This window comes from Streptomyces sp. NPDC052043, from assembly GCF_044548235.1.
Taxonomy (GTDB): domain Bacteria; phylum Actinomycetota; class Actinomycetes; order Streptomycetales; family Streptomycetaceae; genus Streptomyces.
The window spans coordinates 53,652-65,692 of record NZ_JBIUBT010000007.1 but is presented as its reverse complement, the minus strand read 5'-3'; the positions used below and the strand labels follow the sequence as shown (position 1 = coordinate 65,692).

Annotated in this window: 12 protein-coding genes; 6 read left to right on the top strand and 6 right to left on the bottom strand. The window is 69.1% G+C overall.

Features of this window, described 5'->3' with window-relative positions; translation table 11 throughout:
* The first annotated feature begins 57 nt into the window (after positions 1–57).
* Positions 58–270: a hypothetical protein gene (locus ACIHCX_RS19385; protein ID WP_400030936.1), complete on the top strand. Its 213-nt coding sequence runs from the start codon at positions 58–60 to the stop codon at positions 268–270.
* Positions 271–479: 209 nt separating this feature from the next.
* On the opposite strand, the gene ACIHCX_RS19380 is transcribed toward ACIHCX_RS19385, so the two are convergent.
* The 5 genes from ACIHCX_RS19380 to ACIHCX_RS19360 form a co-directional block, all read right to left on the bottom strand.
* Complete coding sequence (locus ACIHCX_RS19380) at positions 480–1,370, bottom strand: ABC transporter ATP-binding protein (protein WP_400030934.1); 891 nt, start codon at positions 1,368–1,370, stop codon at positions 480–482.
* Positions 1,370–2,311, bottom strand: a complete 942-nt coding sequence (locus ACIHCX_RS19375; protein WP_400030932.1) for an ABC transporter ATP-binding protein — start codon at positions 2,309–2,311, stop codon at positions 1,370–1,372. The genes ACIHCX_RS19380 and ACIHCX_RS19375 overlap by 1 nt, the downstream gene beginning before the upstream one ends.
* A 5-nt stretch (positions 2,312–2,316) precedes the next feature.
* Positions 2,317–3,264 (bottom strand): ABC transporter permease, encoded by a 948-nt coding sequence (locus tag ACIHCX_RS19370; RefSeq protein WP_400030930.1) that lies wholly within the window; start codon positions 3,262–3,264, stop codon positions 2,317–2,319.
* Positions 3,261–4,256, bottom strand: coding sequence for an ABC transporter permease (locus tag ACIHCX_RS19365; RefSeq protein WP_400030928.1), 996 nt, complete (start codon positions 4,254–4,256; stop codon positions 3,261–3,263). Before ACIHCX_RS19365 ends, ACIHCX_RS19370 begins: the two co-directional genes overlap by 4 nt.
* A gap of 207 nt (positions 4,257–4,463) precedes the next feature.
* Positions 4,464–6,191 (bottom strand): ABC transporter substrate-binding protein, encoded by a 1,728-nt coding sequence (locus tag ACIHCX_RS19360; RefSeq protein WP_400030926.1) that lies wholly within the window; start codon positions 6,189–6,191, stop codon positions 4,464–4,466.
* A 223-nt stretch (positions 6,192–6,414) separates the two neighbouring features.
* Here ACIHCX_RS19360 and ACIHCX_RS19355 point away from each other — a divergent pair, with 223 nt between their 5' ends.
* A complete protein-coding gene (locus ACIHCX_RS19355; protein WP_400030924.1) occupies positions 6,415–7,470 on the top strand; it encodes a LacI family DNA-binding transcriptional regulator in 1,056 nt (351 codons plus the stop codon).
* A gap of 183 nt (positions 7,471–7,653) precedes the next feature.
* On the opposite strand, the gene ACIHCX_RS19350 is transcribed toward ACIHCX_RS19355, so the two are convergent.
* Complete coding sequence (locus ACIHCX_RS19350) at positions 7,654–8,088, bottom strand: VOC family protein (protein WP_400030922.1); 435 nt, start codon at positions 8,086–8,088, stop codon at positions 7,654–7,656.
* Positions 8,089–8,289: 201 nt separating this feature from the next.
* Here ACIHCX_RS19350 and ACIHCX_RS19345 point away from each other — a divergent pair, with 201 nt between their 5' ends.
* Genes ACIHCX_RS19345 through ACIHCX_RS19330 form a run of 4 tightly spaced genes read left to right on the top strand, consistent with a single transcriptional unit; the run spans position 8,290 to position 12,014 of the window.
* Positions 8,290–9,231 carry an ABC transporter ATP-binding protein gene (locus ACIHCX_RS19345; protein ID WP_400030920.1) on the top strand — a complete coding sequence of 314 codons (942 nt, stop codon included), beginning with the start codon at positions 8,290–8,292 and terminating at the stop codon, positions 9,229–9,231.
* On the top strand, positions 9,212–10,165 hold the full coding sequence (locus ACIHCX_RS19340) for an ABC transporter permease (RefSeq protein WP_400030918.1): 954 nt from the start codon (positions 9,212–9,214) through the stop codon (positions 10,163–10,165). The genes ACIHCX_RS19345 and ACIHCX_RS19340 overlap by 20 nt, the downstream gene beginning before the upstream one ends.
* A gap of 20 nt (positions 10,166–10,185) precedes the next feature.
* On the top strand, positions 10,186–11,349 hold the full coding sequence (locus tag ACIHCX_RS19335) for a sensor histidine kinase (RefSeq protein ID WP_400030916.1): 1,164 nt from the start codon (positions 10,186–10,188) through the stop codon (positions 11,347–11,349).
* Positions 11,346–12,014: a response regulator gene (locus ACIHCX_RS19330; protein ID WP_400030914.1), complete on the top strand. Its 669-nt coding sequence runs from the start codon at positions 11,346–11,348 to the stop codon at positions 12,012–12,014. The genes ACIHCX_RS19335 and ACIHCX_RS19330 overlap by 4 nt, the downstream gene beginning before the upstream one ends.
* The last annotated feature ends 27 nt before the right edge of the window (positions 12,015–12,041 follow it).

Here is a 12,041-nt window from a genome sequence, read left to right as displayed (position 1 = left end):
CCTCGCTCGTCAGCGGATGGCGGGTGTCCCCGGTGGGCCGGCCCGGCAGCGGCCCGCATGCTGCTGAGCGCACCGGCCGAGGTACTGCTGGCCCGGATCGCCGCCCGGACCAACAACCCTTACGGCAAGCGGCCCGAAGAACGAGACGCCGTTCTGCACCACCTGACCACCGTCGAACCACTGCTGCGTGCCACCGCGACCGTCGAGATCGACGCCACCGCACCCATCGAACGCGTCGTGCAACAGCTGGAAGAACTCACCGAGCACTGACCTCGGGACAGCCGCAATCCAGGAAGGTGGCTGCGGTGCTGGTTGGCTGTCTCGCTGAGGACCGCGCCCTTGAGGCTGACCGCGGCGACCGTGTCGAGGCCGGCGGTGAGCAGGTCGGTGCGGACGCAGCCCGGGACGGTCGCCGCCCCTCGCTCGGCGGGCAGCGTCACCGGGACGTCGCCGTCTGCGCTCAGTCGCCGGCCGGGTGATCACTGCTGGGGCCTTCCGCATTCCGGGAGCCGGGCGCAGGCGACGTGGTGGTCGGGCTCCAGTTCGTGCAGGTCCCCGGTGGCGCCGGACGCGTGGTAGAGGCAGACCTCGACGGGTTCCGCGTCGACCCAGTCGGCGCCGAGGCGGGGCACGGCGGCCAGCAGGTTGCGGGTGTAGGGGTGCCGGGGGGCGCCGAACACCTTGTCCGTGGCGCCGCGTTCGACGACCCGACCGTGGCGCAGGACGACCGTCCGTTCGGCGAGGTAGGTGCCCAGCGACAGGTCGTGGGTGATGTAGAGGACCCCGAGACCGCGCTCGCGCAGGTCGCCGAGGAGGTTGAGGACGTCGATGCGGGTCGAGGCGTCCAGCATGCTGGTGATCTCGTCCGCGACGAGGAACTCCAGGTCGAGCAGGAGGGTGCGGGCGATGAGAAGTCTCTGGAGCTGACCGCCGCTGAGCTGGTGCGGGTACTTGCCGAGCACCTGCGCGGGGTCCAGGCGCACATCGCGTACGACCTTCTCCACGCGGGTACGCCATTCACCGGCCGGTACGTGGGGATGGTAGGCATCCTTGATCATCGCGAAGACGCGGTCCGCCCTGAAGACCGGGTTGAAGCAGCTGAACGGGTCCTGGAACACGCCCTGGACGCGGCGGTGGTACTCCTTGCCGGAGCGTACCGGCTCACCGTCGAGAGTCAGCGACCCCTCACTGACCTGGGTGAGACCGAGGATCATGCGGCCGATGGTGGACTTGCCACTGCCGCTCTCGCCGATCAGGGTGACGACCTCGCCCGGGGCGATGCCGAAGGAGACCCGGTCGACGGCGGTGACGCCCTGTCCGGAGAACGTCCCCGTGCGAAACGTCTTGGTGACGCGGTCGAGTGTCAGCATCAGGCCTTCCAGCACGCTACGTGGTGACGGGGGGCGACCTCCACGACCGGCGGCTGGGCCGCGCACTGGTCGTCGGCCAGCGGGCAGCGGTCGCGGAACCGGCAGCCGGTGGGCGGATCGAGCAGGGAGGGCGGGCTGCCCTCGATTCCCGTGAGACGGCCCTCGGAGCGGCGCACCCCGACCTGGGGCAGGGCGGCGAGCAGCCGGCGGGTGTAGGGGTGCCGGGGCTGGGTGGTGAGGACCTCGGCGGGGGCCTTCTCGGCCAGCAGTCCCGCGTACATGACCATGATGGTGTCCGCGATGTGCGAGGTGAGCGCCAGGTCATGGGTGATGAACACCATGCTGGTGACCAGGCCCCTGTCGCGCAGTCCGACGAGCGCCGCGGCGACCGCCTTCTGGTTGGAGACGTCGAGTGCGGACGTCACCTCGTCGGCGATGAGGAGCGAGGGGTCGAGCAGTGTGGAGATCACCATGACGGTGCGCTGCTTCATGCCACCGGACAGCTCGATCGGATAGCGCTCCAGGATGTCGGGTTCGAGGCCGACGAGGCCGAGGCGACGGTGGAGTTCGGGGGTGTCGACGTCGGCGCCGCGCGCGGCGAGCAGTTCGCGGATCATCCGGCCGATGCGGCGGGTCGGGTTCATCGCGCTCATCGAGTACTGCGGCACGAGGGAGATGCGGCGGAAGCGGAAGGCGTTCATCGCCCGGTCGTCGGCGATGGGTACGTCGTCGCCGTCGAGGGTGATGGAGCCGCCGACGTGGCGCATCCGGCCGTCGAGGCGGATGAGGGACTTGCCCAGCGTGGTCTTGCCGCAGCCGGACTCGCCGACCAGGCCGAGTATCTCGCCGTCGGCGATGCCGAAGCTCACGCCGTCCAGGGCGTGGACCTCGCCGCGCAGCGTGCGGTAGTGGACGCGGAGGTCGTTGACGGTCAGGGTCATGCGGTCTACGACTCCCTCAGCTTCGGGTTGAACACCTCGTCCAGACCCACGTTGGCGACGTACAGCGCACCGACGACGGCGGTGATGCCGACCCCCGGGGGCACGAACCACCACCACATCCCGAGTTGGAGGGCGCTCCACTGGTGGGCGCTCTGCAGCATCAGACCGAGCGAGACGCCCTCGGTGGGGCCGAGGCCTATGAAGTCGAGCGAGGAGGCGACGAGGATGGCGCCGCCGAACAGCAGGATGAACATCATGAACAGGTAGGAACTCATGTTCGGCGCGATCTCGCGGAAGATGATCCGCCAGGTGCGGCTGCCGCTGAGCCGCGCCAGGTCGACGAACTCGCGCGAGCGCAGGCTGAAGGTCTGCGCCCGGATCGCGCGGGCCGCCCACGGCCAGGACGTGAGGCCGATGAACAGCCCCTGCACACTGACGCTGCGCACGCCCAGGTAGGCGTTGACGATGAGCAGGACGGCCAGGGTCGGGATCACCAGGGCGATGTTGGTGAGCATGGTGAGGATCTCGTCGACGATGCCGCCGCGGTAGCCGGCGAGGAAGCCGACCAGCATCGCGACGATCGCGGCGATGCCGCCCCCGATCACACCGACGAGGAAGGTGGAGCGCAGGCCGTACACGAACTGGGCGTAGACGTCCTGCCCGAACGTGGTCGTGCCCAGCCAGTACGTGCCGTCGGGCGCGGCAGCCTGCGGGCCGACGTAGGCGTTGGGGTCCGAGGAGTCCAGGAACAGCGGTCCCAGCACTCCGGTCAGCAGCAGGATCAGCACGATGGCGAGCCCGATGAGGAGCTTCGGGTTGCGGACCGCGTAGTGCAGGCTCTCACGACCGGGGGTGAGTGTCGGTGCGGCGGCCGTGGCGGGGCCGGCGGTCTCGTCCACCGGGTCCGGCGTCTCCGACGACGGAGTGTCCGACGGCTGGGGCAGTGTGCTCACGACTGTCCTCCTGCCATGCCGGTACGGGTGCGAGGGTCGACGACGACGTAGACGAGGTCGATGAGGAAGTTGGCGATCAGGACGCCGATCACGATGAACAGGAACGTGCCCTGCAGCAGGAAGAAGTCCCGGTTCTGGATGGCCGCCAGGATCAGGTTGCCCAGGCCCGGGTAGTTGAAGACGATCTCGGTGACGAGCGCGCCGGCGACGAGGACGCCCAACTGCAGTGCCAGTCCGGTGATCTGGGGCAGCACGGCGTTGCGGAAGGCGTACCGGCGGATGAGACGGTGGGGTGCGCCGAGCGCGGCCAGGTAGGAGGAGTAGTCGGACTCCAGCTCGTAGATGATCATGTTGCGCATGCCGATCGCCCAGCCGCCCAGGGCCACCAGGAAGAGGGACAGGAAGGGGAGCACCCAGTGGTGCAGGGCGTCCAGGAGGAAGTCGACGCTCATGCTGGGCTGGATGTCGAGGCTGTAGCCGCCGGAGACGGGGAACCAGCCGGCCTTGGCGCTGAGCAGCCAGGCGAGGAGGACGGCGATCCACATGTACGGCATCGCGGTCAGCACATAGCCGGCGGGCAGCACGGTGTTGTCGAGGATCTTGCGGCGGGCGGCGAGCGCGCCGAGCCAGTTGCCGACGAACCAGCTGAGCAGGATCGCCGGGATCATCAGGGCCAGGGTGTAGGGCAGTGCGTCGAGGATGACCTCGCTCACGGGCTTGGGGAACACCCAGATGGACAGGCCGAAGTCACCGTGAACCAGTGACGACCAGAAGTGCAGGTACTGCTGCCACACGGGCTGGTCGAAGCCGAACAGGTTGTTGTAGTAGCCGCGCATCGCGTCCACCGCCTCGGGTTGTGAGACCCGGGCACGGGAGATCATCGCCGATACGGGGTCGCCCGGCATGAAGCGCGGGATCATCCAGTTCACGGTGACGGCGACGACGAACGTCAGTACATAGACGACGAGTTTTCGGACGAAGTAGCGGAGCAAGGGGGATCTCCCGGATCGGCGCGGCGGCAGAAGCTGAGGGAGGGCTCGGGCGGGGCGCGGCCCCCGGTCCGGGACCGCTGTCAGGGGCGGTCGCGAACCGGGGGTCGTGCTCCTTTCGGGGTGCGCCCCAAAGGCCCGGGGTGGTGCCGCCGGATCCGTGGCCCCTCACACGGCCATGGATCCGGGACTGGTCCCGGGCCGGAAGGGTCACTTGGCGGGCTTGAGCTTGGTCAGCATCTCGAAGCCGCCCATTTCCAGCCAGTTGCGCCACAGGGCGGGCGCGTAGTGCGAATCGCCCGTGTCGGAGGGCCAGTTGGTCCATGCTCCGGTGGTGGCCTGCGACCACAGGCCGTTGTACCAGAGCGGGATGACGGGCATCTCCTTGAGCTGGATGTCCTGGATCTTGGAGATGACCGCGTTCATCCCGGCCTCGTCATCGGTCTTGACGCCACCGAGCTGCTGGACGAGGTCCCAGGCTTCCTTGTTCTCGTAGCGGCCGAAGTTGACCGTGTTCTGCTGCTTCTGGATCGGCAGCTGGAACATGTACTCGTAGTAGGTCCACGGGGTGTTGGACAGCTGGCGCTCGTTGTTGATGACGAGATCGAAGTTCCCCTTCCCGCGCAGGTCGTTGAGCGCGTTCTGGTCGGGGAAGTCCGTGGTGATCCGGATGCCCGCGGCCTTCGCACTGGAGGCGATGACCTTCGCGGCCTCCATCCAGTCGGTCCAGCCGGTCGGCACCTGCAGCTTCAGCTTGATCGCCGAGCCGTCCTTGTTCTCGACGTAGCCGTCCCCGTCGGTGTCCTTGTAACCGGCGTCCGCCAGGATCTTCTTGGCTTCCGCGGTGTCGAAGGAGAAACCCTCCTTCGCCGTCAGGGACTTGTCGATGAACTTGTCCCACTGCGGAAGCAGCCCGGTCGGGTCCGCGGGCTTGACCAGGTCGCCGTAGACCCCCTTGACGATCTTGTCCACGTCCACGGAGTACGCGAGTGCCTTGCGGAAGGCGGGGTCGTCCATCGGCTTCTTGGTGGTGTTGGGCACCAGCCAGGCCGTGTTGGCCGACTGCATGTACGGCGCCTGGTCGTAGTACGAGACGGCCTTGTGGGCCTTGATCATGGAGGCGGCGCCCGGCAGGAAGTTGTTGCTCAGGTCGAGTTGGCCCTGGTTGAGCTGGCCGATGACGACCTCGTTGCTGGGGTTGGAGATGTCGACGATGTACTTGGGGGCGGGCTTCATGTCGAGCGCCTTCACGCCCCACCAGTCGTCGCGCCGCTGCCAGACCACCCGGTCCTGGGAGTGGCTCTTGAGGGTGTACGCACCGGAGACCACGGGCTTGTCGTTGACACCGTTGAGCACCTGCTCGTCGGAGAGCTTGCTCCACACGTGCTCGGGCACGATGGGCTGCCCGTAGAGCGTGAAGTCCCACTCCTGGTACCGGGCCTGCTTGAAGGTGAAGCGAACGGTGTTGTCGTCGACCGCCTCCGCCTTGGACAGCCAGTCCCACAGCGTGTGGAAGCTCGACGCCTCGATCTTGCCGATCTCGTACGAGTAGACGACGTCCTTGGCGGTCATCGGCTTGCCGTCCGACCACGTGATGCCGGACCGCAGCTTCATCTCGTACGTCTTGTCGCCGGTCCAGGAGCCGGACTCGGCGAGCCACGGTGTCAACTTGCCCTGGTTCGGGTCGAAGTGGAACAGGGTCTCATAGGCCAGGCCCTTGGTACCCGTCGCATGGTCCCAGTTGTGCAGCGGGTTGTAGTTGGCGGGCGGACCCCATTGGGTGCCGGTCGTGTACAGGGTTTCGTTGCGAGGCATCGCACCACCGCCGGAGGTGCCACCGCCCTTGTCGCCGTCGGTCGACGAGCCGCCGCTCGTACATGCCGTGGCGATGAGCCCGCCGACGGCCAGCAAGGTGAACCATCGCGCCCGGATACGCATCGGGGTCACTCCCTCCCCGCCCGTCCCTGAGCGGAGTAACTGAACCGGGTAAGTCTGCGAAGTCTCGATGCGCACCGAGTCCGTGTCAATACGTGCGGGAGCGCTCCCACACCTCTCAACTCCCGGAATCTCAGGCTCCCTTGGCACTCGGTCGGGTATCCCGAGGTGACGGACGTCCGCGCTAGGATGCCCCTCAAGTCACGAAACGGTTAAGTGAGGTTGCATGACCAAGCGGCGCCCCACGATCGCCGACATCGCACGGCGTGCCGGAGTCTCCAAAGGGGCGGTGTCCTACGCGCTCAACGACCGCCCTGGCGTCTCCCCCGTCACCCGGGCGGAGATCAAGAAGATCGCGCGTGAGATCGGCTGGCGGCCGAACAGCGCGGCGCGCGCGCTCACCCGGGCGCGCGCCGACGCCGTCGGGCTCGTGCTGTCGCGGCCCGCACGGGTCCTGGGCGCCGAACCGTTCTTCATGGAACTCATCAGCGGCATGGAGGACGAACTGGCCACTCGGGGCAAGGCCCTGACCCTTCAGGTGGCCGGCGACCCCGCGCAGGAGATCGAGATCTACGGCCGCTGGTGGGGCGAGGGGCGTGTGGACGGCGTCTTCCTGACCGATCTTCGCGCACACGACCCCCGGATCGAGCTGATGGGAGAACTCGGCCTGCCGGCGGTCGCCATCGGACATCCCAGCGGGGCCGGTGACCTGCCGGCCGTGTGGTCGGACGACGCCGCCGCTCTCCGTGAGACGCTGCGCTACCTCCGTGCGCTCGGGCACCGCTCCATCGCCCGCGTCGCGGGCCTTCCCGAGCTCCACCACACCGGGCGGCGCGACCGGGCTCATCTGCGCATCTGCACCGAACTCGGCTTGGACGAACCGGTTCTGGTGCACACCGACTACTCCGGCGAGGCAGGGGCACAGGCGGTGCGCAGGCTCCTGATCGGCTCGCGGCGCCCCACGGCGATCGTCTTCGACAACGACATCATGGCGGTGGCCGGGCTCTCGGTCGCCCAGGAGCTGGGCGTCGACGTGCCGAGCGAACTCTCCCTCGTCGCCTGGGACGACTCACAGCTGACGCAGGTGGTGCGGCCGCCGCTCACCGCGCTCAACCGCGACATCCCCGCGTACGGGACGCACGCCGCGCGCACGCTGCTCACGCTGATCGAGGAGGGCTGGGCCAAGGGCGTCGAAGACGCCCCGGCCCGGCTCATCCCGCGCGGCAGCACGGCACGGGTGCGCGTCCCCTCGGCGCCGCCGCCCGGGGCGGACGACTCCTGACACTCGCCCCGACGAGCAGTTGCCAACCCCAGCACGCCGACGACCAGGCCGGCGCTGCCGAGGCCGCGGGCGGGCGACGTTGACGTCTTCGTACTGGCCCGGTGCAATCTTCCCGCCGGACCAGGTGATCTCGGAGACGGTGTCGGTGGAGGTGGCTCCCCACCTCCCCGGCTCGGAGAGTGCTCAGTCGAGACAGAACTCGTTGCCCTCGATGTCCAGCATCGGGATGCACGACTCGTTCTCCTCATCCGCATACAGTGTGCGCACATAGGTCGCACCGAACGCCACCAGTCGTGCACACTCGGCTTCGAGCGTGGCGAGGCGCTCCTCCCCCACGAGCCCGGTGCCGACCCGGACATCGAGATGCACCCGATTCTTGACGGTCTTGCCTTCGGGGACGCGCTGGAAGTACAGGCGTGGGCCCACGCCTGAGGGATCACTGCAGGCGAACCACGATCCCTGCTCCTCAGGAGGCAGGGTGCGGTTGAAATCGTCCCAGGTGGTGAACCCCTCCGGTGGCGGCGGTACGACGTACCCCAATACTTCGCACCAGAAGCGAGCGAGGCGCTCAGGTTCTGCGCAGTCAAAGGTGACTTGGAACGTCCTGATCGCTGACATCGGCGCACCGTACCGCGTACCAAGGGGACCCTGCCGCTCTTTCCCCCGGCGGGTCCGCCCGCCTTGGCAGTCACCGTGTCCGGGTCGTGCCATCTCGACGAATGGATGAGGGCGTCCTCGTCCCGCCGGTGATGACCCGTTCCTTTGCCCGCCCCTACGGTCTGACACGTGAACATGGCACACGGTGCGAGAGGGGGTGTCATGGAGGTCATCCGTTGTGAAGGGCTCACCAAGCGGTACGGGAGAACAGTCGCGGTCGACCGGCTGGACCTGGGAGTTGAAGCGGGGCAGGTCTTCGGCTTTCTTGGCCCCAACGGCTCGGGCAAGACGACGACCATGCGGATGCTGTTGGGGCTGATCCGGCCAACCGCCGGCCGGGCGTGGCTGAACGGGCGACCTCTGCCGGATCCGGACGGCCTGGCGCGGGTCGGGTCGATGATCGAAGAGCCCGCCTTCTATCCGTGGATGACCGGTCGGCGCAATCTGGAGGTGGCCGCACTGAGCGGTCCGCCGTTGCCTCGGGCGGGCGTGATCGGCGATGTCCTGGAGCGGGTCGGCCTGGCCATTGTGGCCGACCGCAAGGTGAAGACGTACTCCCAGGGCATGCGGCAACGCCTCGCGCTGGCGCTGGCGCTCCTGCGGGAGCCGTCGCTTGTCGTACTGGACGAGCCGCTGAACGGAATGGACCCGGCGGGTATCCGGGAGTTTCGTGCCACGATGCGGTCTCTTGCCGCCAGTGGAACCACCGTCTTCCTTTCCAGCCACCAGTTGTCGGAGGTGGAGCAGCTCTGCGACCGGGTCGCCGTCGTGCAGGCGGGCCGCCTGCTCCAACAGGGCCGCGTCGACGATCTGACGGGTGCCTTGGTGCGCGTCGACCTCGCGCCGGCAGAACAGGACAGGGCGTGCGTGCTGCTGGAAGGGCGCTTCACGCTGCGCACCGAAGGATCGGAAGTGGTGCTTGTCGACAGCACCGACAGTCGGGCGGTGAACGAGGCACTCGGGCGCGGCGGGGTGTGGGCGCGCCAGATCCGTGTGGAGCGTTCCGGGCTGGAGGAAGCCTTCCTCGACCTGACAGGCGACAAGCCCGGCCCGGATGCCGGAACCGACGACGACAGGGGGCGCCATGCGCCTGTTGCGCGCTGAACTGACGAAGCTGCACCGGCCGTTGAGTTGGACCGTGCTGGTGACGATGGCTGTCTTCTGCGTGGTTCTCGCAGTCGGTGGGGCCTCCAACGCCCACGCGGGCCTGGGCGACGCCGACCAGCCGGTCGCCTCCTGCGCACAACTGCGGCTACCGGCCGGACCCGCCTGCGATCAGGCACAGCGCCTGCAACGGCAGCAGATCGATGCCGCCCGCTCAAGGCTCGTCGCTGCGGCCACCCATACCGCCGCGCAGCTGGACCCGGTGGCTGCCGGGGCCGAGGCGGCCGGGCTGATGGCTTCACTCCCCGGGGCGGTCGCGATCGCACTGTTGGCCGGCGGCCACGTCGGCGGTGAGTGGTCCGGCCGGACGCTGAAGAATCTGCTGACGCAACGAGGCCACCGGTGGCAGGTGCTTGCGGCGAAGCTGGCCAGCCTGTGGATCGCAGGGGCTGGTCTGGTGGTCGCGTGCTGGGCGGCACTGGCGATCTGTGGGCCGATCATCCGCCGGGTGAACCATCTGCCGGACCCGCACCAGTCGTTGGGTCATGCCGCGTCATGGGCCGGCTCGCAGGCCGGCCGGTCGCTCCTGGTCCTGGCGGCGTTCGCCGCGATCGGCCTGCTGGCAGGGATGATCACCCGCGGTTCCATCGGCACCATGGCGGCCACCATGGTGACGGTGCTCGCGATGCTGATCGCCACGGTGCTGCCCGGCCTCGGTGAGTGGACACCAGCGACGTGGGTCCAGGGGTGGATGGGGTTCGCGGCCGGGCAGGCCTCGATCACCAGCCTGCCCGACAACTACTGGTCGAGATTCCTCAGTTCCCACGGCACCCCACCCGGCCACGTTTTCGGCCTGGCCGGCGTCTGCGCGCTGGTGGTGGTCTGCGTGCTGGTCTCCCTGCGGCTGTTCACAAGGACGGATGTCACCGGTTGACCTCGGCGTATGCTCGAACCATGCGGCTGCTGACCCGCCCACGGGGGATCGACGCCCGCAGACGGGCGGACTTGATGATCGCCGTGACCCTGCTGGGGTGGGCACTGGCCGACGTGCCTTGGCCATGGCGCCCGCCCGGGCACGGCGGCTCGGCAGCGGCGGTCTGCGGTTTTCTGGCCCTGGGCCTGGCGCAGTCGGTGCCTTCGCTGTGGCGCCGCCGGCTGCCGGGCGCCGGGTTGGCGCTCGCGTGCACGGCACTGGCCGTCCGCATGGGTGTGGGCCTGCATCCCGTCTCGGCGCTGGTGGCCCTCGCGGCGACCGGATACGCCTTCGGCGCCTACAGCGCCCTGCCGCATCGCTACGCCCGACCGCTGCTCGCCGCGGCGACACTCACCGCGCTCGCCGCCGCGGTCGACTATCCGCTGCGTGCCGCCGTTGGCCTGCCCGGCGTCCTCCTCACCGCCGGCGTTCTCGCCGGGGACGCGGCCGCCTCACGCCGACGTGCGGCCACGGCAGCGGTGGAGGCCGCGCATGTCGCCGAACGCGCGAGCATCGCGAGGGAGTTGCACGACGTGCTGGCGCACCAACTGTCGGCCATCACCGTACAGGCCGGAGCCGCACGCATGGCAATGTCGAGCGCCGACGGGCCCGGATCGCGGAACGCCGCCGCTCTGGAGGTGCTGACCGGCATCGAGGGTCTCGCCCGCGAAGCGCTCACCGAGCTCGGACACCTGCTCGGTGCACTGCGCCGCGAGTCCCCTCACTCGGCCGACCGCCGGCCGGTTCCCTGCCTGGCCGAGGTTCCGTCCCTGGTGTCCGCGGCGCGCGCGGCAGGCACGGCCGTCGAGTTGGCCGTCACCGGCCACCCCCGTCCGCTCTCTCCCGGCGCCGAATTGTCCGCGTACCGGATCGTGCAGGAGGCGCTGACCAACGTCGCCAAGCACGCGCCTGGGTCCACAGCCGATGTCAGCCTGCGCTTCCTGCCGGAGGCACTCCATATCGCCGTCGTCAACACGCCACCGCCCACGCCACACCGTGCACCGGCGACGGGCGGGCGGGGGATGCTCGGGATGCGCGAACGCGCGGAACTCCATGGCGGCCGGCTGACCACCGCCATGCCGCTCGGTGGCGGATTCGCCGTTCGCGCGGAGTTGCCCTACGGCTCGCCCGGAGGGATCCCGTGACCGTCACCGTCTTGATCGTCGATGACCAGACGGTCGTACGGGCCGGGCTCGCCATGCTGGTGGACAGCCAGTCCGATCTGACCGTCGTCGGCCAGGCCGCCGACGGCCGCGAAGCCATCCGCCTGACGGGAGAGTTGGCGCCCGACGTTGTGCTGATGGACATCCGCATGCCGCTTATGGACGGGCTGGAGGCGACCCGCCGCCTGGCCGCACTGAACGACGGGGCCGGGCCGCGGGTCGTCATCCTGACCACGTACGACGTCGACGAGTACGTCTTCGACGCCCTGCACGCCGGCGCCTGCGGCTTCCTGCTCAAGCACGCCCCGCCGGAGGAACTGCTCTTCGGTATCCGCGCCGCCGCCGACGGAGGCGCCCTGCTCTCCCCCGCGATAACCACCCGGCTCATCGCGGAGCTCACCACGGGACGGCCACGGGCTGGACGCCTTCCGCCCGAACTCGCCCGGCTGACGCCACGCGAGCGCCAGGTGTTCGACCTCTTGGTCGCGGGCCGGAGCAACACCGAGATCGGTCGGGCGCTGGCGATCGCCGAGACGACGGTGAAGACCCATGTGGGCCACGCCCTGGACAAACTCGGCCTGCGCGACCGCGTGCACGCCGTCATCTACGCCTACGAACAGCGGCTGGTCACCCCGCCGCCGCGTTGACCACCGCACCGGGAGGCGCCGGAAGAC

Bases quoted from the DNA above. Each gene is read 5' to 3' on its own strand.
- ACIHCX_RS19385 (WP_400030936.1), top strand. From the start codon at position 58: ATGCTGCTGAGCGCACCGGCCGAGGTACTGCTGGCCCGGATCGCCGCC.
- ACIHCX_RS19380 (WP_400030934.1), bottom strand. From the start codon at position 1,370: ATGCTGACACTCGACCGCGTCACCAAGACGTTTCGCACGGGGACGTTC.
- ACIHCX_RS19375 (WP_400030932.1), bottom strand. From the start codon at position 2,311: ATGACCCTGACCGTCAACGACCTCCGCGTCCACTACCGCACGCTGCGC.
- ACIHCX_RS19360 (WP_400030926.1), bottom strand. From the start codon at position 6,191: ATGCGTATCCGGGCGCGATGGTTCACCTTGCTGGCCGTCGGCGGGCTC.
- ACIHCX_RS19355 (WP_400030924.1), top strand. From the start codon at position 6,415: ATGACCAAGCGGCGCCCCACGATCGCCGACATCGCACGGCGTGCCGGA.
- ACIHCX_RS19350 (WP_400030922.1), bottom strand. From the start codon at position 8,088: ATGTCAGCGATCAGGACGTTCCAAGTCACCTTTGACTGCGCAGAACCT.
- ACIHCX_RS19345 (WP_400030920.1), top strand. From the start codon at position 8,290: ATGGAGGTCATCCGTTGTGAAGGGCTCACCAAGCGGTACGGGAGAACA.
- ACIHCX_RS19340 (WP_400030918.1), top strand. From the start codon at position 9,212: ATGCGCCTGTTGCGCGCTGAACTGACGAAGCTGCACCGGCCGTTGAGT.
- ACIHCX_RS19335 (WP_400030916.1), top strand. From the start codon at position 10,186: ATGCGGCTGCTGACCCGCCCACGGGGGATCGACGCCCGCAGACGGGCG.